Annotated in this window: 15 protein-coding genes; 4 read left to right on the top strand and 11 right to left on the bottom strand. The window is 70.2% G+C overall.

What is annotated here, in order from left to right:
* The first annotated feature begins 83 nt into the window (after positions 1 to 83).
* The 4 genes from LIV37_RS03705 to LIV37_RS03690 all read left to right on the top strand — a co-directional run bounded on the left by LIV37_RS03705 (position 84) and on the right by LIV37_RS03690 (position 6,905).
* Complete coding sequence (locus LIV37_RS03705; RefSeq protein ID WP_020865752.1) at positions 84 to 1,259, top strand: ROK family transcriptional regulator; 1,176 nt, start codon at positions 84 to 86, stop codon at positions 1,257 to 1,259.
* 133 nt (positions 1,260 to 1,392) lie between these two features.
* Positions 1,393 to 3,213: an alpha-galactosidase D gene (locus LIV37_RS03700; protein WP_020865751.1), complete on the top strand. Its 1,821-nt coding sequence runs from the start codon at positions 1,393 to 1,395 to the stop codon at positions 3,211 to 3,213.
* Positions 3,214 to 3,282: 69 nt separating this feature from the next.
* Positions 3,283 to 5,706 (top strand): glycosyl hydrolase family 95 catalytic domain-containing protein, encoded by a 2,424-nt coding sequence (locus LIV37_RS03695; protein ID WP_020865750.1) that lies wholly within the window; start codon positions 3,283 to 3,285, stop codon positions 5,704 to 5,706.
* Positions 5,703 to 6,905, top strand: a complete 1,203-nt coding sequence (locus LIV37_RS03690; protein ID WP_020865749.1) for an SGNH/GDSL hydrolase family protein — start codon at positions 5,703 to 5,705, stop codon at positions 6,903 to 6,905. The genes LIV37_RS03695 and LIV37_RS03690 overlap by 4 nt, the downstream gene beginning before the upstream one ends.
* Before the next feature lie 210 nt (positions 6,906 to 7,115).
* Here LIV37_RS03690 and LIV37_RS03685 read toward each other — a convergent pair whose 3' ends face one another.
* From LIV37_RS03685 to LIV37_RS03635, 11 genes are all read right to left on the bottom strand, one after another.
* Positions 7,116 to 8,273 (bottom strand): NAD(P)/FAD-dependent oxidoreductase, encoded by a 1,158-nt coding sequence (locus LIV37_RS03685; RefSeq protein WP_121825845.1) that lies wholly within the window; start codon positions 8,271 to 8,273, stop codon positions 7,116 to 7,118.
* A 23-nt stretch (positions 8,274 to 8,296) separates the two neighbouring features.
* On the bottom strand, positions 8,297 to 9,175 hold the full coding sequence (locus LIV37_RS03680; protein ID WP_020865746.1) for an ABC transporter permease: 879 nt from the start codon (positions 9,173 to 9,175) through the stop codon (positions 8,297 to 8,299).
* Entirely contained in the window at positions 9,172 to 10,095 is a 924-nt protein-coding gene (locus LIV37_RS03675) for an ABC transporter permease (RefSeq protein ID WP_020865745.1), read from the bottom strand. Before LIV37_RS03675 ends, LIV37_RS03680 begins: the two co-directional genes overlap by 4 nt.
* Positions 10,056 to 11,249, bottom strand: coding sequence for an ABC transporter ATP-binding protein (locus LIV37_RS03670; RefSeq protein ID WP_020865744.1), 1,194 nt, complete (start codon positions 11,247 to 11,249; stop codon positions 10,056 to 10,058). The genes LIV37_RS03675 and LIV37_RS03670 overlap by 40 nt, the downstream gene beginning before the upstream one ends.
* Positions 11,246 to 12,325, bottom strand: a complete 1,080-nt coding sequence (locus tag LIV37_RS03665) for an ABC transporter substrate-binding protein (RefSeq protein WP_020865743.1) — start codon at positions 12,323 to 12,325, stop codon at positions 11,246 to 11,248. The genes LIV37_RS03670 and LIV37_RS03665 overlap by 4 nt, the downstream gene beginning before the upstream one ends.
* Positions 12,326 to 12,452: 127 nt before the next feature.
* A complete protein-coding gene (locus tag LIV37_RS03660) occupies positions 12,453 to 13,178 on the bottom strand; it encodes a GntR family transcriptional regulator (RefSeq protein WP_020865742.1) in 726 nt (241 codons plus the stop codon).
* 71 nt (positions 13,179 to 13,249) lie between these two features.
* The gene (locus tag LIV37_RS03655; RefSeq protein ID WP_020865741.1) at positions 13,250 to 14,644 is read right to left on the bottom strand and encodes an FAD-binding oxidoreductase; all 1,395 of its coding nucleotides are present in this window, start codon (positions 14,642 to 14,644) and stop codon (positions 13,250 to 13,252) included.
* A 48-nt stretch (positions 14,645 to 14,692) separates the two neighbouring features.
* On the bottom strand, positions 14,693 to 15,160 hold the full coding sequence (locus tag LIV37_RS03650) for a DUF6924 domain-containing protein (RefSeq protein WP_020865740.1): 468 nt from the start codon (positions 15,158 to 15,160) through the stop codon (positions 14,693 to 14,695).
* A 10-nt stretch (positions 15,161 to 15,170) separates the two neighbouring features.
* Entirely contained in the window at positions 15,171 to 15,533 is a 363-nt protein-coding gene (locus tag LIV37_RS03645) for an alpha-L-arabinofuranosidase C-terminal domain-containing protein (RefSeq protein WP_158634943.1), read from the bottom strand.
* Positions 15,518 to 16,255 (bottom strand): hypothetical protein, encoded by a 738-nt coding sequence (locus tag LIV37_RS03640; RefSeq protein WP_020865738.1) that lies wholly within the window; start codon positions 16,253 to 16,255, stop codon positions 15,518 to 15,520. Before LIV37_RS03640 ends, LIV37_RS03645 begins: the two co-directional genes overlap by 16 nt.
* Before the next feature lie 8 nt (positions 16,256 to 16,263).
* Complete coding sequence (locus LIV37_RS03635) at positions 16,264 to 16,422, bottom strand: twin-arginine translocation signal domain-containing protein (RefSeq protein WP_121825849.1); 159 nt, start codon at positions 16,420 to 16,422, stop codon at positions 16,264 to 16,266.
* Positions 16,423 to 16,463 lie beyond the last annotated feature (41 nt).

Here is a 16,463-nt window from a genome sequence, read left to right as displayed (position 1 = left end):
GGAATCGGGGCTCACAGGCAATCCTCAGGAGATTCCTGCTTCTTTCATTGACAGCGGAAAATAAGGAGCCTAGGTTCCCGGCCATGTCCTCGCCCCCCGCTGTCGAGTCGTTCCCGGCGCACACGTCGGCCGCCTCGCAGATCTTCACCACGGTCCTGTCGCAGGGCCCCCTCACCCGCCTGGAAGTGGCGCGGCGGGCGGGGCTGTCGGCCGCGGCTGTCACCAAGGCGGTCCGTCCCCTGATCGAGGCCGGCTACCTGGTGGAGGACGTGGACGAGGGCGCGCGCCCGGCACTCGGGCGGCCCGCGAACCTGGTGCGGGTGGATGGCGGCCGCGCGCTGTTCATCGGGGTCAAGGCGACCGGGGACACGATCATCGGTGTGCTCACCGACCTGTGCTGCCGGATCCTCGTCGCCCGGCACATCCCGCTCCCCGCCCGGGACCCCAGGGCGGTGCTGGGGACGGCCGCGGAACTCGTCCGGGAGTTGCTCATCGAGGCGGACGGCCTCGGCGTGCGCGTCGCGGGCCTGGGCATGGCCGTCTCCGGCGATGTGGACCGGGCCGAGGGCGTGGTGCGCTACTCGCCCTTCCTGGAGTGGCGCGATGTGCCACTCGCCGAACTCGCCGCCATGACCACGGGTCTGCCGGTGACCGTCGACAACGACGTGCGCGCGCTGACCGTGGCCGAGCAGTGGTTCGGGGCGGGCGTGGGACTGTCCGGCTTCGCCGTCGTGACGGTCGGCGCGGGCATCGGCTGCGGTCTCGTGGTCCACGGCAGGGTGGTGGCCGGGGCCCACGGCGTGGCCGGCGAGATCGGACACGTCACCGTCGACCCGGCGGGCCCCCGCTGCCACTGCGGCAACCGCGGCTGTGTGGAGGCCATCGCGAGCGACGACGCCATCGTCCGCCAGGTCCGCGCGGCCACGGGGGTCCAGGTGGCCGACGCGGTCGAGGCCGCCGGACTGGCCCACGACGGCGTCGTCGGCGCACGGGAGGTCTACGCACGGGCAGGGGACGCCATCGGCCGCGGTATCGCCACCGTCACCAATCTGCTCGGCCCCGAACGCGTGATCATCTCCGGCGAGGGGCTGGCCGCCTACGACCTGTTCGCCGACCACATCCGTGCCGCCTTCGCCACGGCGGCCTTCGGCTCCGCGGCGCAGTGCGATGTACGGACCAGGCCACTGCCCTTCGACGAGTGGGCCCGTGGAGCCGCGGCCACCGCCATCCAGTCCTTCATCAGATCGGACGCGAACTAGCGCGGACGAGGAGGAGAGCAGCAGCCCCCTCGCCGTCGGCCGGGACAAGGGCAGCCTCCGCCGCCGCGCGCCCCGGATCCCGCCGCATCTCCCGCCACCCCGTTCCCCGAACCGCACCCCAGGAGGCAGACCCATGCGGTCACCCTCGTACCCCGTCATGCCCGTACGCGGGCTGAGATCCCTCGTCGTCCTGGCCCTCGCCGCGGGCCTCGGCACGGCCGCCCCGGCCGCGCGGGCACAGCCCGGCAACGGCAACGCCACCCCGGCATCCTCGGCCACCGTCGCCGCCAAGCCCTATATGGGCTGGTCCAGTTGGAGCATGCAGTCGTCGAAGTACCCGGGCCTCAACCCGAACGGCGACTACAGCTACCTCACCGAGGCGAACGTCCTCAAGCAGACCGACGCCCTCGCCACCAAGCTCAAGAAGTACGGATACGAGTACGTCAACATCGATGCCGGCTGGTGGCGCGACTACGCGTGGACACCCGAGTTCGACGAGTACGGCCGGCAGAAGGCCGACCCGGTGCGGTTCCCCAGCGGCATGAAGCCGGTCGCCGACCGCATCCACTCCAAGGGCCTCAAGGCGGGTATCTATCTGCCCGTCGGCCTGGAGAAGGAGGCGTACGGCGGGGGCAGGGTGCCGATCTGGAACGCCGAGGGCTGCACCACCGCCGACATCGTCTACGACGATCTGCGCACCACCAACGGCTGGGACAGCGCGTACAAGATCGACTTTTCGGATCCCTGCGCACAGAAGTACATCGACTCCCAGGCGCGGATGTTCGCCGACTGGGGCTATGACTTCCTCAAGCTCGACGGTGTGGGCCCCGGCTCCTTCAAGAGCGGCGACAACTACGACAACGTCGCCGACGTGGCCGCCTGGCAGAAGGCGATCTCCGCCACCGGCCGCCCCATCCACCTGGAGCTGTCCTGGTCCCTGGACATCGGGCACGCCGACGACTGGAAGAAGCACTCCAACGGCTGGCGCGTCGACACCGATGTCGAGTGCTACTGCAACACGCTCGTCAGCTGGGAGAACTCCGTCGACGACCGCTGGGACGACACCCCGGCCTGGACCCGGCACGCCGGCCCCGGCGGCTGGAACGACCTCGACTCCCTCGATGTGGGCAATGGCGAGATGGACGGCCTGACCAAGGCCGAGCGGCAGAGCTACGCCACGTTGTGGGCGATCGCCAAGTCCCCGCTCTACACCGGCGACGATGTGACCAAACTGGACGCCTACGGGCTGTCGCTGCTGACCAACCGTGAGGTCATCGCCGTCAACCAGGGCGACACCCCGCCCGCGCGGCCGGTCACACCGTCCGACCCCCAGCAGGTGTGGGCCGCGAAGAACCACGACGGCAGCTACACCGTCGCCCTGTTCAACCTCGCCGACAGGCCCGCCTCGGTGACCGCGGACTGGTCGGCGCTCGGCTTCACCGGCAAGGCCGCGGTCCGGGATCTGTGGAACCACGAGAACCTCGGCACCCACAAGAACCGGACCACCCAGGCCCTGCCCGCCCACGGCTCCCGCCTCTTCACGGTCACCCCGCGCGGTGACGCGCTCACGTGGACCGGTATCGAGGCCGAGTCCCCCGCGAACACCCTCGGCGGCAACGCTTCCGTGGCCGACTGCCCGGCCTGCTCCGAAGGCCACAAGGTCGGCAACCTCTACACCGGGTCCAAGCTGACCATCAACAACGTCGTCGCGGACAAGACCGGCACCTACCAGATCAAGGTCGGCTACGTCAGCGGTGACGCCCGCTCCGCCGAAGTCTCGGCCAACGGCGGCGGCGCCACCCGCCACAAGTTCCCCTCGACAGGCGACTGGTCCACCGTCAATAGTGTCTACGTTCCGGTGACGCTCAAGGCCGGCTCCAACACCATCACGTTCGACAGCGGTTCCGGCTACGCACCGGACATCGACCGGATCGACGTACCGAAGTCCTCCTGAACCCCAAGGGGCCCGGCCCCTCGGCCGGGCCCCTTGCCGATCTGCCGATCTCAGACGCCCGGAGCCGCCATGAACCCCCGCCCGACCGACACCGGCGGAGACCCCGACGGAGACCTCTGCGGAGGCTCCGGCACGGACCCCAGCAGACGAACCGCGCTGTCCCTCGTGGCGACGGCCGGACTCACCCTGACCCTCGGTGCCCTGCCCGCCTTCACCGCATCCGCCGCGCCCCGGCGCCCGGCCGACACCCCGCCGCTCGCCGGCACCTCACACGACGAGCTGTGGTGGCGGGCCCCCGGCGACGAGGGCTCGCTGATCGAGCAGGGCCTGCCGGTCGGCAACGGCCGCCTCGGCGCCCTCGCGAGCAACGACCCCGGCCACGAGCTGCTGCTGATCACCGACGCCACGATGTGGACCGGCGGCCTCAACGACACCCTCGACGCCGATGGCCAATTCCCCTACGGGCGCGGCGACTTCGGCTCGTTCACCCTGCTGGCCCGGCTCACCGTGGACATCCCCGACCACGACCTGTCCGGTGTCAACGGCTACCGCCGCAGCCTCGACCTCGCGCAAGGGCTGGTCACCAGCTCCTACGTCCGCTCCGGCGTCACCTACCGGCGGCAGATCTTCGCCAGCCACCCCGATGACGCGATCGTCCTGCACTTCACACAGAGCGGTGGCGGCCGCTACACCGGAAGCGTCATCCTGGAGGGCACCCACGGCGAAAAGCCCGCGAGCGCGGAGTCGTTCGGCGCGTCCTTCCCCAACGGCCTGCGATACGGCGCGGCGGTCACGGCGTACGGCAGCGGCGGCCGGGTCCGTGTCAACGGCACCCGCGTCGACTTCTCCGGCTGCGCGGACCTCACCGTTGTGGTCAGCGGCGGCACCAACTACGCGCCCGACGCCGACCGCGGCTACCGCGACCCCACCCTCGACCCCGAGAAGCTGGCCCGTACGAAGGTGCTCGCCGCCGCCCGGCACTCGGCGGACACTCTGCGGCGCACCCATGTCGCCGACTACCGCCGCCTGTACGAGCGGTTCACCCTTTCGCTCGGCACCTCCACGGACGCCCAGCGCTCCCTGGACACCTGGGCGCGCCTCGTCGCACGCGCCCGGGACGGTGTGCCCGACCCCGAACTGGAGGCGGCCTACCTCCAGTTCAGCCGCTATCTGATGATCTCCGGCTCGCGCGACGGCCTCCCCCTGAACCTCCAGGGCCTGTGGCTGGACGGCAACGACCCGGACTGGATGGGCGACTACCACACCGACATCAACATCCAGATGAACTACTGGATGGCCGACCGCGCGGGCCTGTCCCCGTGCTTCGACGCCTTCGCCGACTACTGCCTCGCCCAACTCCCGTCCTGGGCCGGGCTCACCCACGAACTCTTCAACGACCCGCGCAACCGCTACCGCAACTCCACCGGAAAGGTCGCCGGCTGGACCGTCGCCTTCTCCACCAACATCCACGGCGGAAGCGGCTGGTGGTGGCATCCGGCGAGCAACGCCTGGCTGAGCAACAGCCTGTACGAGCACTACGAGTACACCCAGTCGCGGGCGTATCTGGCGAAGATCTACCCGCTGCTCAAGGGCGCCTGCGAGTTCTGGGAGGCGCGGCTGCTCACCACCACCCTCCCCAACACCTCCAGGGAGGTGCTCATCGACGACAAGGACTGGTCGCCAGAACACGGCCCGCAGGACGCCAAGGGCATCACCTACGCCCAGGAGCTGGTGTGGGCGCTGTTCGGCAACTTCGCCGCCGCGGCCGCCGAGCTGAAGAAGGACACCGGCTACGCGGACACCATCGCCTCGCTGCGGAAGAAGCTGTACCTGCCGGAGGTGAGCCCGAAGACCGGCTGGCTCCAGGAGTGGATGTCCCCCGACAACCTCGGGGAGACCACCCACCGCCATCTGTCGCCGCTGATCGGCCTGTTCCCCGGCGACCGCATCCGCCCCGACGGCTCCACTCCCCAGGAGCTCGTGGACGGGGCCACCGCCCTGCTCACCGCGCGCGGCATGAACAGCTTCGGCTGGGCCAACGCCTGGCGGGCCGCGTGCTGGGCGCGGCTGAAGGACGCCGACACGGCATATCAGCTCGTGGCCAACAACCTCCGCCCCTCCACGGACGGCAGCAACGGCACCGCGTTCAACCTCTTCGACATCTACGAGGTGGAGAAGGGCCGTGGCATCTTCCAGATCGACGCCAACTTCGGCACCCCGGCCGCGATGAGCGAGATGCTGCTGTACTCCCGCCCCGGCCACCTGGAACTGCTCCCCGCCCTGCCCGACGCCTGGGCCGCGTCCGGCTCGGTCACGGGACTGGCCGCGCGGGGCGGCTTCGTCGTCGATCTGCGCTGGGAGCAGGGGGTGCCGACGTCGGTCACGATCCGCAGCGTCGGTGGCCGGACGACCACGGTGGCCCATGGCTCCACCTCCCGTACGGTCCGCCTGGCGCCCGGCGCGTCCGTCACGCTCAAGGGGCTCGCCCGATGACGGCTCGCCGCGCCGCCATCGGTGGCCTCGGCGCCGTACTGCTCGCGGCCGCCGCGCTGCACGCCACACCCGCCGCGGCGGCGGGCGGCCGGCATGACGTCGTCACCTGGGCGGCGAGCGCGGATCGCGCGGGAGGCGGGACACCGGACCGCGGCTACCGGATGGTCGTGCACACCAGTGTCGGCGGAAGCGATCCGCGCATCCGCCTCTCCAACGCCTTCGGCGACCGGCCGCTGACCCTCGACAGCGTCTATGCCGGGGTCCAGAAGTCGGGCGCCGAGCTGAGGCGGGGCAGCAACCGTCGGCTGACCTTCGGCGGCGGGCCCACCGTCACCATCCCGGCGGGCGAGGTGGCGCTCAGCGACGCCCTGCCCGGCAGCCTGCCCGCCGCCACCAACCTGGTCGTCAGCCTCCACACCCCCGACGCGGCCGGTCCGGCGACGGGGCACGGGATGGCGATGCAGACGTCGTACACGACCCAGGGCGACCACACGGAGGAGGAGAGCGCCGCGCACTGGACGGATACCACCGGCTCCTGGTTCTACCTCGACGCCGTCACCGTCCGCACGTCCGCCGCGACCGGTGCCGTGGCCGCGCTCGGCGACTCCATCACCGACGGCTGGCAGTCCACCACCGACCTCAACCGCCGCTGGCCCGACTACCTCGCACGCCGGTTGCGGCAGGCGGCCACCGACGTCGAGGGAGTGGCGAACGAGGGGATCTCCGGCAACAAGGTACTCGCCGACGGTGCCGGGCGGAGCGCCCTGAACCGGCTCGACCGTGATGTCCTGTCCCTCCCGGGCGTGCGGACGGTGTTCCTCTTCGAGGGGGTCAACGACATCAAGGCGCACACCGGTGTCACCGCCGCGGACATGATCGCCGGATACCGCCGGATCATCGAGCGGGCGCACGCGGCCGGCCGGTGCGTGGTCGGTGCCACCGTGGGGCCCTTCAAGGGCTGGAGCGAATGGGACGCCGCCGCGGAGGGGGTGCGCCAGGAGGTCAACGCCTTCGTCCGAAGCGGCGGTGAGTTCGACGCGGTGACCGACTTCGACCGCGCCCTGCGCAGCCCCTACGACCCCGAGCGCATCCTGCCGTTCTTCGACAACGGCGACCATCTGCACCCCAACGACAAGGGGATGCAGGCGCTGGCCGATGCCATCGACCTCACGGCACTCGACTGCGCCGACGGCCCCTGAGACCCTCTTGAAACGGGTCAGGCCTCCCACGGGCAGGACGCCAGCAGCTGCTCGTGGCCGCGCGAACCGCCCGGCGCGTCATCGTGTCCGCCTGGCGGGACGGCGGCCAGGCGCAGTTCATCGAGCACGTCAGCCCGGACGATGCCGGTGATTCGCTCCAGTCGACCATCGACTGGATGGCGGCCCGGAGCACAGCTCCGGGCGCCTGTCTCACTGTTCGCCCGGGCGGCGGGCCGGAGGCGGTGGGGGCAGGACCGCGCCCGAGGTGAAGCGGCCGGGCCGGAAGTCCTTCAGCAGGGGGGACTCATCGCCGTGGAGCTCCTCCGCGACCAGGCGGCCGAGCAGCGGGGCCAGGGTGATGCCGCTGTGGGTCGCCACCACATAGAACGGAACGCCGGTGGCGGGGAAGCCCGCCACCGTGAAGCCGTCGCCCGGCATGGCGCGCTGGCCGACCCGTACCTTCTCCACCACGGTGCCCTCGGCGCCGTTCAGCACCTCGGGCAGGCGGGCCAGCATGGCGGTGGCGATCTCACCGTCGGGCGCGTACGGCTTGCCGGGGTCCGCCGTCGCGTCCAGGTCCAGGGCCTGGAGCAGCAGGCGACCGCCGCCGTCCGGGCGGACGTTCAGCCGTGGGCCGGTCAGCACGCGCGACAGCCGCGCGGGCGCCGGTGCGGTGGTGGCGAGGAAGCCCACCGTGGCCGAGCCCGCCAGATCCGGATCCGCCATGGGGACGTGCGCACCGGCCAGTCGGGCCACCTCCTGTGTCCACCGGCCCGCGCAGCTCACCACCGTGTCCGCCGGGTGGCGGCCGCCGTCGGAGCAGATGACCGTGGCTCCGGTCGGGCCGTGTTCGATCGCGGTGACCCTGGCGCCGCCGGCCACCGTAGCGCCACGGTCCCTGGCGGCGCCCAGCAGCCGGGACAGCAGCGGCACGGGCAGGGTGTACGCCTCCTCGGGGAAGAAGGCGAACACGGCGTGGGACGGTGCGCCCGCGAGGTCCGGCTCCAGCTCCCGGGCCCGTTCAGCGGTGATCCACTCCACCGGGTAGTCCCTGGCCGTCAGCCGCGCCACCCGCCCGGCCAGCACCTCCTTGTGGCGGTCCGTCACCGCCCACTCCAGGTTTCCGGCGGGGAAGAACCATGGCGCCCCGTCCCCGGCCAACTCGTAGTGTGCGCGGATACCGGCGCGGTTGAGCGCGAAGTACGGCTCCGGCTCCTTGTTCGCGCTGTTGATCCAGGCGAACGAGTTCGCCGTGGTGCCCGCTCCGGGGTGCGCGGCCTCCAGCACGGTGACCCGGGCGCCACGCGCGGCCAGCTCCGCCGCCACCGCCGCGCCCACCACTCCGGCTCCGATGACCACAACTCGCACGGGAATCCTCCTTGGCACGAAGGTCACTGCTCGGGGTCGGCCCCGAACAGATGCGCGACGCCCACGACGCGCTCGATGATGACGACGGCCACCGCGGCGAAGAGCACCATCACGGTGCCGACGGCGGTCACGGTCGGGTCGTAGTTGTACTGGAGGTAGTTGAAGATCCGCACCGGCAGGGTCTGCATGTCCGTGGTCACCACGAACAACGCGATCGTCAGGTCGTCGAAGGACGTGATCAGGGCGAAGAACGCCCCCGCGATCAGCGGTCCGCGCACGGCGGGCAGCGTCACATGCCAGAACACCCGCGGCGCCTTCGCACCCAGCCCGGCGGCGGCCAGTTCCGCCGACCGGTCGAGCCCGGCGAGCCCGGCCAGCACCAGGCGCACGGTGTACGGCACGGTCAGCACCAGATGCGCCAGCAGCAGGGTGAGCGGGCTGGACGCCATGCCGAGCTGGGCGTACCACTGCAGCAGCCCGATGCCGAGCACGATCGTCGGCACGGCGAACGCACTCGAGAACAGCCTGTCCAGCACCGACTTCCCCGGGAACGGATAGCGGTGGATGGCCAGCCCCGCGGCGAGCCCGAGCGCCGTGGACACCACGGCCGCTCCCGCCGCCACGCCGATGCTGAGCAGGAACGAGTCCAGGAACTCGGGGCGGTTCAGCAGCTCCGCGTACCAGTGCAGGGTCAGCCCCTTGGGCGGGAAGGTGACGTAGCTGGTCGTGGTGAGCGAGGAGGCGATGGTCACCAGCACGGGCGCCAGCAGGAACAGGCCGACGAGCGCGGCGAACGCGGCGCCGAGCAGGCGCCGTGCGCGCCCGCCCGCGGCCGCGGCGATCGGCTTGCCCGCGGCCTTGCCCGTCGCCGTCGACCTTTCGGATTCCGTTGCCGTGGTCATGCGAACACCTCCTTGCCACCACGCCCGCGCAGCAGCCGGGCGTACACGGCCGTCAGAATCGTCGTCACCACGATCAGGACGAAGCCGATCGCCGCCGCATACGGCCAGTTCAGATTGGACGTGGCCTCGGTGTAGACGAAGTACGGCATCAGCTTCACCGTGGGCCCGCCCAGGATCGCCGGGGTGACGAAGCTGGAGACGGTCAGGCTGAACACGATCAGCGAACCGGCCAGCATCCCCGGTAGGGACAGCGGGACGGTGATCCGCCAGAAGCACGTCCAGCCGCTCGCCCCCAGGCCCTTGGCCGCGGGGGTGAGGGCCGGGTCGATCCGGTCCAGGCTGCCCATCAGCGGCAGCACCATGTACGCGAGCATCACATGCACCATGCCGACCACGACCGCGGTGTCGTTGTACAGCATCTTCGGCGCGTCCAGGCCCAGGGCGTGGAACCCGTCCGCGATCGGCCCCTTCGGCCCGAGCAGCACCAGCCATCCGTACGCCCTGGTCACCATGGAGATGAGCAGCGGCGACAGCAGTACGAGGGAGAGGTAGTTGCGCGCCCTGGGGGAGCGGCCGCGCAGATAGACGGCGAACGGGTAGCCCACCACGAGGCAGCCGAGGGTGGTCAGCGCGCCGATCCACAAGGTGTGCCACAGCACATCCCGGTAGAAGGAATCCCCTAGGAACCGCGTGTAGTTGTGCAGCGTGGGATCACCCGCCTGGGTGCGGAAGCTGTTGTACACCAGCATGAACAGCGGTGCGATGAAGAGCAGGGCGAGTACCGCGATGGCAGGGGAGGCCAGCAGCAGACCGGTGCGCCACGGGCCGCGCTTCCTGACCGGCTCGGGAACCCCCGGCGTCGGCGCCGAACCGTCGGACCTCAGGGCCGTGCCGTCAGCGACGCGTGCTGTGGTTGCCATGCGCAGATCACCTCCTCGCCCAGCCCGGGCACCTCGGAACCGAACGGCAGCGTGGCCTCGACACGTCCCGCGGCCGTGGCCACGACGCAGCGCACCCGGGTGCCGAGGAAGCGGGTGGCCTCGACGGTGCCGGGGAGCCCCGGCTCCGCCGCCGTACGGTCAGGTGTGCTCGCCGGGCGGCCCGTCCCGGACCCGGTCTGGGGTGTGGCCAGCACCCGTACGGCCTCCGGCCGCACATAGAGCCGTACCGCCTCGCCGTCGCCCGGCGCGGTGCCCACCGGTGTCGCCGTGACGAGGTGGGTGTCATCGATCCGGCAGCGGTGCCCTTCGGCGGCCGCCCCCGCCGCGATCCCGTCGAGCACATTGACCTCGCCGACGAACTGCGCCACGAAGTCCGTGGCCGGGCGCAGATACACGGTCTCGGGGACGTCCAGCTGATGGATCGCCCCCTCGGCCATCACCGCGATCCGGTCCGACACCGCGAGCGCCTCGTCCTGATCGTGGGTGACCAGGATCGTGGTGGTGCCCACCCGGCGCTGGAGGGCGGCGACCTCCTCGCGCAGACGCACCCTGAGCTGGGCGTCGAGATTGGAGAACGGCTCGTCGAGCAGCAGCAGATCGGGCTCCACGATCAGCGCCCTGGCCAGGGCCGTGCGCTGGCGCTGCCCGCCGGAGAGCTGGCGCGGATAGCGCTCGCCCATGCCGTCGAGGCCCACCAGCTCCAGGGCCTCGGCCGCCCTGCGCCTGCGCCGGGCCGCGCCGACCTTGCGCATCCGCAGGCCGAACGCGATGTTCTCCGCCACCGTCATATGGGGGAAGAGGGCGTAGGACTGGAACACCATGCCCATGGCCCGCCGGTTCGCCGGGAGCCGGGTGATGTCGCGGCCGTCCACCTCCACCACGCCGGAGTCGGGCAGCAGATGGCCCGCCACCATGTTCAGCGTGGTGCTCTTGCCGCACCCCGAAGGACCGAGCAGGGTGAGGAACTCCCCGGGCTCCATCGTCAGGTCGATGCCACGGACGACCTCCTTGCCGCCGAGGGCCTTGTGGATCCCCTTGAGGACCAGCCGTCCGCGGGTGCTCCCCGCCCGCGTGGCGGTGTCCGCCCCGGCCGGTGCGCTCTCCTCGCCCACGGTGTCCGTCCCCGCGGTCACTTGCTCTCCACCTGCTTGTTCCACTTGTCGGTCCAGGCGGAGCGGTTCTTGTTGATGGTCTTCCAGTCGAGCTTCAGCAGGGAGTCCACCTTGTCGGTGCTGACGACCTTGTTCTTCAGGACGGGGTCCTCCTTGACGCCCCGGACCACCGAGCCGTCGTACGTCGCCTTGGCCAGCGCCCGCTGGACGGACGGCTTCAGCAGATGCGCCACGAACTTCTGGGCCAGCTCCTCATGCGGTGCCTTCTTGACCACGTTCGCCGTGGTCACCAGGCCGATCGCACCGTCCTTGGGATAGACGAACTCGATCGGGAAGTCCTTCTCCGCCAGCGTCGAGGTGCGCGACACCCCCCACACCGAGGCGGCGGCCTGGCCCTGGAGGAAGTAGTTGGACACATCGGCGGTGGTGTCGAACGTCGCCGCGTTCTTGGCGATCTTCTTGATCGCCGTGAGACCGGGGTCGACATCCTTCTCCGAGCCGCCGTTCGCCTTGGACGCGCCGACCAGCAGCCCCACCCCGTAGGTGTTGGTGATCGAGGGGAGGACCACCTTGTCCTTCAGCTTGGGATTGGCCAGATCCTCCCAGGTGGTGGGCTTGGGGATGCCATGGTCCTCGAACCATTCGGGGTTGTAGGCGATGCCCGTGGCGGTCAGCCCGAACCCGACCCCCGAGTCGTTCTCCATCCGGGCGATCTTCACCACGTCGTCCACCGGCACCACCTCGGTGTCGATCGACGCGAGCAGCCCGGCCTCCAGCGCCTGCGCCTGGGGACCGTCGTCCACCAGCGCCACGTCGATCTGCGGATTGGCGCGCTGCGCCTTGAGCTTGGCGACGGTGTCGGTGGACGAGCCGGGGATGTAGGTGACCTTGCAGCCGCAGCTCTTCTCGAACGCGGGCAGGACCGAATCGCGGAACGCCGTCTCGAACGAGCCGCCGTAGCCCGCCACCACCAGGGCGCCTCCCTTGCCGCCACCGGCGGAGGGTTTGGGGGCGCCGCAGCCGGTGACGGCGACGGTGAGCGCGAGGGCACTGGTCACGGCACACAGGGCGGGCAGGGCTGATCGGGGGGATGGCATGGCTACCTCCTGCGATGAGGGATGGAAGTGCCGTTCCCGCGACCGGAGGAGGCGGGAGGGAGGGGGAAACGAGGGGTGACCGGGGGAGAGGACGCGGGAAACGGTTCGGCGGGGAGGCGAACGGGGGTCAGCGGCCTTGGAGAGAGGTCTCCACGTAGAAGCGGGATGTGTCGGTCGGCAGGATCATTTCGAGGTGTTCGACCACCTCGTCGTTCTCCGCCCAGGTAGTGCGCAGCCAGCGGAAGACCGCGGTACCCGGCTTCAGGCCGAAGAGCTCGGCGTGCTCCTCGTCCAGGGAGTACGGCTCCACGTAGAGCCGCGAGCGTTGCAGTGGCACGCCGCGGTCGCGGAGATACATATGGCTCGTGATGGTGACCAGATCCTGGTCGAGCAGGTCGGGGGCGAATCGGAAGGGCAGGACGGCGAGCTCCGTGCCGGTCACGCGGCTGCCGTCGGGGCTCAGCTTGTGGCGACGGAGCTGTACGACGGCGTCGTTGTCGTCCAGGCCGGGCAGCCGCAGGGCCGCCCCGCCCGCGGGCAGGACCTTGGCGCTGATCACCCGGTGGTCGCCGTGGGCCTCGGGCCCGCTGGTCAGCACGCCCGCGGAGCGGAGCAGATTCTCCTCATCGGTGGTCTGCGCCACGAACGTGCCGTGCCTGCGGTACCGGACGACCAGCCCGGCGTCCACGAGCTCGCGCAGCGCGCGCTGCACGGTGATCCGCGAGACACCGAACTGTTCTCCGAGCTCGGCCTCGGTGGGCACCCGGGTCCCGGGCTGCCACCGGCCGTCCCGGATGTTGCCCTCCAGCTCCCGGCGGATCTGCTCGTACAGCGGGAGGTCACGTTCGGCCATGCGAAGAGAGTGATCTCACCCAATTGATATGTCAATACGTTGGATGGATATGCCTCGCGGGCGCGGTCCTGTCACCTGTGGCTCAGCGCGCGGGAAGCCGCCTTCGGCAGGGGAATGCCCTGGAACACGCCGTCCGGGTCGACGGTTTCCTTGATCGCGAGCAGCCGGGCGGTGTTGCCGCCGTAGACATAGGGGATCTGGTCAGTGGCCTCGGGCCCCATCAAGTTGGCGTAGCCGCCGGCGAAGGCGTGCGGCTCCAGCGCCGCCGAGGCGGCATCGGCCCAGGCGGCGTGCCGGCCGCTGTCCTTCTCCGGCGTCCACACGGCGATGACCTCGGCCATCATATGCGGTTTGCGCAACGCGAAGGCCGTGTCCGACCACGGGACACGGGCGGCCGCCCCGTGGAAATGGTGCAGGGAGAAGGCCGACAGGGGCGATGTCATCGCCTTGGCCCCCTGCACCAGGGCGTCCACCGCCTCGGGGGTGTGGCGCGGCAGGGAACGCGTACGGATGGTGACGTACCGCCCGTCCGGGAACATGGTGTCCCGTGCCGCCGTCGCGGCCGCGTACGAACCGGTCTCGAACTCGGCCACCGCGGTGGTGCCCAGGCGCGTCAGCCGCCGTACCGGACCTGCCGGATCCGTGCCGACGACCGGATCGCCGGACCAGGTCGGCCACAGCATGGCCATGGGCTTCCCTTGAGGACCGTTGATGACTCCGGTCCGGACCGTCAACGCGTCCGGGCAGTCCGACAGGACGTCCTCCAGCCGGGCGAAGACCTTCGGGGCCTGCCGCAGCGAGTACAACACCTTCCCCGTGACCACGGTGGGCACCGCGTGCAGCCGGATCTCCATGGACGTCACCACGCCGAAGTTGCCACCTCCGCCACGCAGCGCCCAGAACAGGTCCGGCTCGTGCTCGGCGTCGGTCCAGACGACGGATCCGTCGGCCAGCACCACCTCGGCGCCCGCCAAGTTGTCGGCGGCGAGGCCGAATCGGCCGCCCAGCGGGCCGTATCCGCCGCCCAGGGTCAGCCCGGCCATGCCCACGGTGCCGATGGTGCCGGTGGCGGCGACCAATCCGTACCGGTCGGCGGCGGCGAGCACATGGTTCGCCCTGGCCCCTCCGCCGACGGTCGCCCGACCGGCCTCCACATCGATGTGCACCGAGCACATCGGGGTCAGATCCAGCGTCAGCCCATCGTCGCTGAGCGCACGCCCCGCCCAGTCGTGGCCTCCGCTCCGTACCGACAGCGGCAGACCGAACTCACGAGCCGTCCGGACTCCTGCCCGCACCTCGGCGGTCGATGTGCAGCGCAGCAGAATCGCGGGCCTGGCGGCCACCGCGCCGTTCCACAGCGCGGTGCCCGCCGCGTACTCGGGGCCCCCGGTGATGACCCGTTCGGCGGGCAGGAGCCTCTCGAGTTCCGCCACCGCTCTGCGCGGAGTCTGTGAGTCGACTGTCATGCCTTGCTCCATTGGTACATGTGGTGCCTGTGGAACTTCGATATGCGATCACAGGCGGAGAATGCCATCCGTGGCGAGTGACGCGTGATACGCGAATTCCCAGAAGTCCATATGTCCGATGGCCAGGTTCACGTGCACCAGATTGACTTCCGGGGGCAACAGACGGAAGTCGCGGGCGAGTTCCATGTCTCCGTCCTCCAGCTCCTGGCTTCTGGTCGACACCGCGAGCAGGGTGTGCTCGCCCGTCATGGTGGCGGCATCGGCCAGGAACACCACCTCGAGCGCTGGTTCGGCGGCGGCAGCGGAGAGCACGTCATCCGGACTCGCCCCGGTGAACGCACGGTTGTCGACCAGGTGGGTGCGCACCTCGAACCCGTTGCGGTCGGGCCGATTGAGCAGGTCGACGACGGCCCGCCATGCTTCGTCGTCCGAATGGTCCGTGCGTACGACAAGGGCTTCGGATTCGAAATCGTGATGCGTGAAATCGATGGCCGGGAGCATGGAGGGACTGGGCATGGGAAATCCTCTACTTACCTTGTGGTGGGAACCGCAGGAGCGTGACCGAGTGCGCCGGGAACGTCCAGTTCAGGGAGTCGTCCTCCGCCGTGGCGTGGGACTTTTTGATCGTGACGGCGTCGGGGTGTTCGGCGTTGTTGAAGTCGTCGTAGGACCTCCCCGCCACCACGGACACGTCGACCGTGCCGGCATGCCGAAACCCCCCTAGGTCAACCCGGGACTTGACGTCCTCGTCAGGTGAGCGGTTGACGACGAGGACGCTGAGCGTTCCATTCTTGTCGACGGTGGCATTCGTCACCAGCGCTTCGTAGGAGGAGCCCAGCGGCGTCTTCCGGGGGGAGACCTCGGCGTTGTTCTTCACTTCGCTGTCCACGACATGTCCGCCGCTGTGGAAGAAGCCGCTCGACTGCTCGCCTCGGCGCCCCGATTCTTCCCGAAGAAGAGCGCGCCGCCCTCGGATACGGCGACGTAGGCGCCTTCCTTGCCGTGTTCGTGTATCTGCGCGGTGAGGTCGCCGAAGTGGCTCGTGCCGCTGCGCGGGTCGAAGGCGTAGACGCGGTCGTCGGCCCCCGCTGAGGTGAGGTTGGCGACCTCGCGCCATGTGGTGTCACCAAGGCGGATGGTCATCCAGTAGCGCTGGTGCTTGCCGAACAACTCGTTGCCGATTTCCCAGTAGCGCACGCCGTAGGGCTCGGGGTGGCCGTTCTCCGCTCGCAGGTCTCCCCACTTGGTCCCTTGCGGGGCGTTCATGTACGCCACCCAGTCGGCGATCTCCTCCGGGGTCGAGTTGGCGAACGGCGCCATGATCTCCGGCGCGGCGCCGACCTGCCGGATGAAGGCCATGTACTCGTCCGGCCCGAACCGGCTGTCGACGGTGGCGCCCTGCTTTCCCTCGACCTGGCGGGTCCGGTCCTCTAGCGGACCTATGGCGCCCTTCCAGTTGAAGAGGTTGGAGGAGGTGCCGCCGGGATAGCGGATCATCCCGATCCCGGACTGCTTGATCTTTCCGACGATGCCCGGGGCGGGACGGTTGTGCTCCGAGTCCCACATTCCGTAGGCGTCGTCGTACCACTTGGCCCCGTTCACCCCGGTCATGTACGGACTCACCTTGAACGATCTGCGCTGGGGCCGATGGCGATGACCGGCACGCCACCCGGGTCGCTCGACTTCGTCAGACCCTCCGGGGTACATCCGGTGCCCATGACACCGGCGGCCACCGCGGCCGCGCCGTACAGGAAGTGACGCCGACCTATCGCGCCCATGTTCGCTCTCGCTCCTTACCGCGGGATGTGTGACGCAACCC

This window comes from Streptomyces rapamycinicus NRRL 5491, from assembly GCF_024298965.1.
Lineage (GTDB): Bacteria > Actinomycetota > Actinomycetes > Streptomycetales > Streptomycetaceae > Streptomyces > Streptomyces rapamycinicus.
Note: the sequence above shows the minus strand (reverse complement) of the source record. Positions and strands in the feature narration are given on the sequence as shown.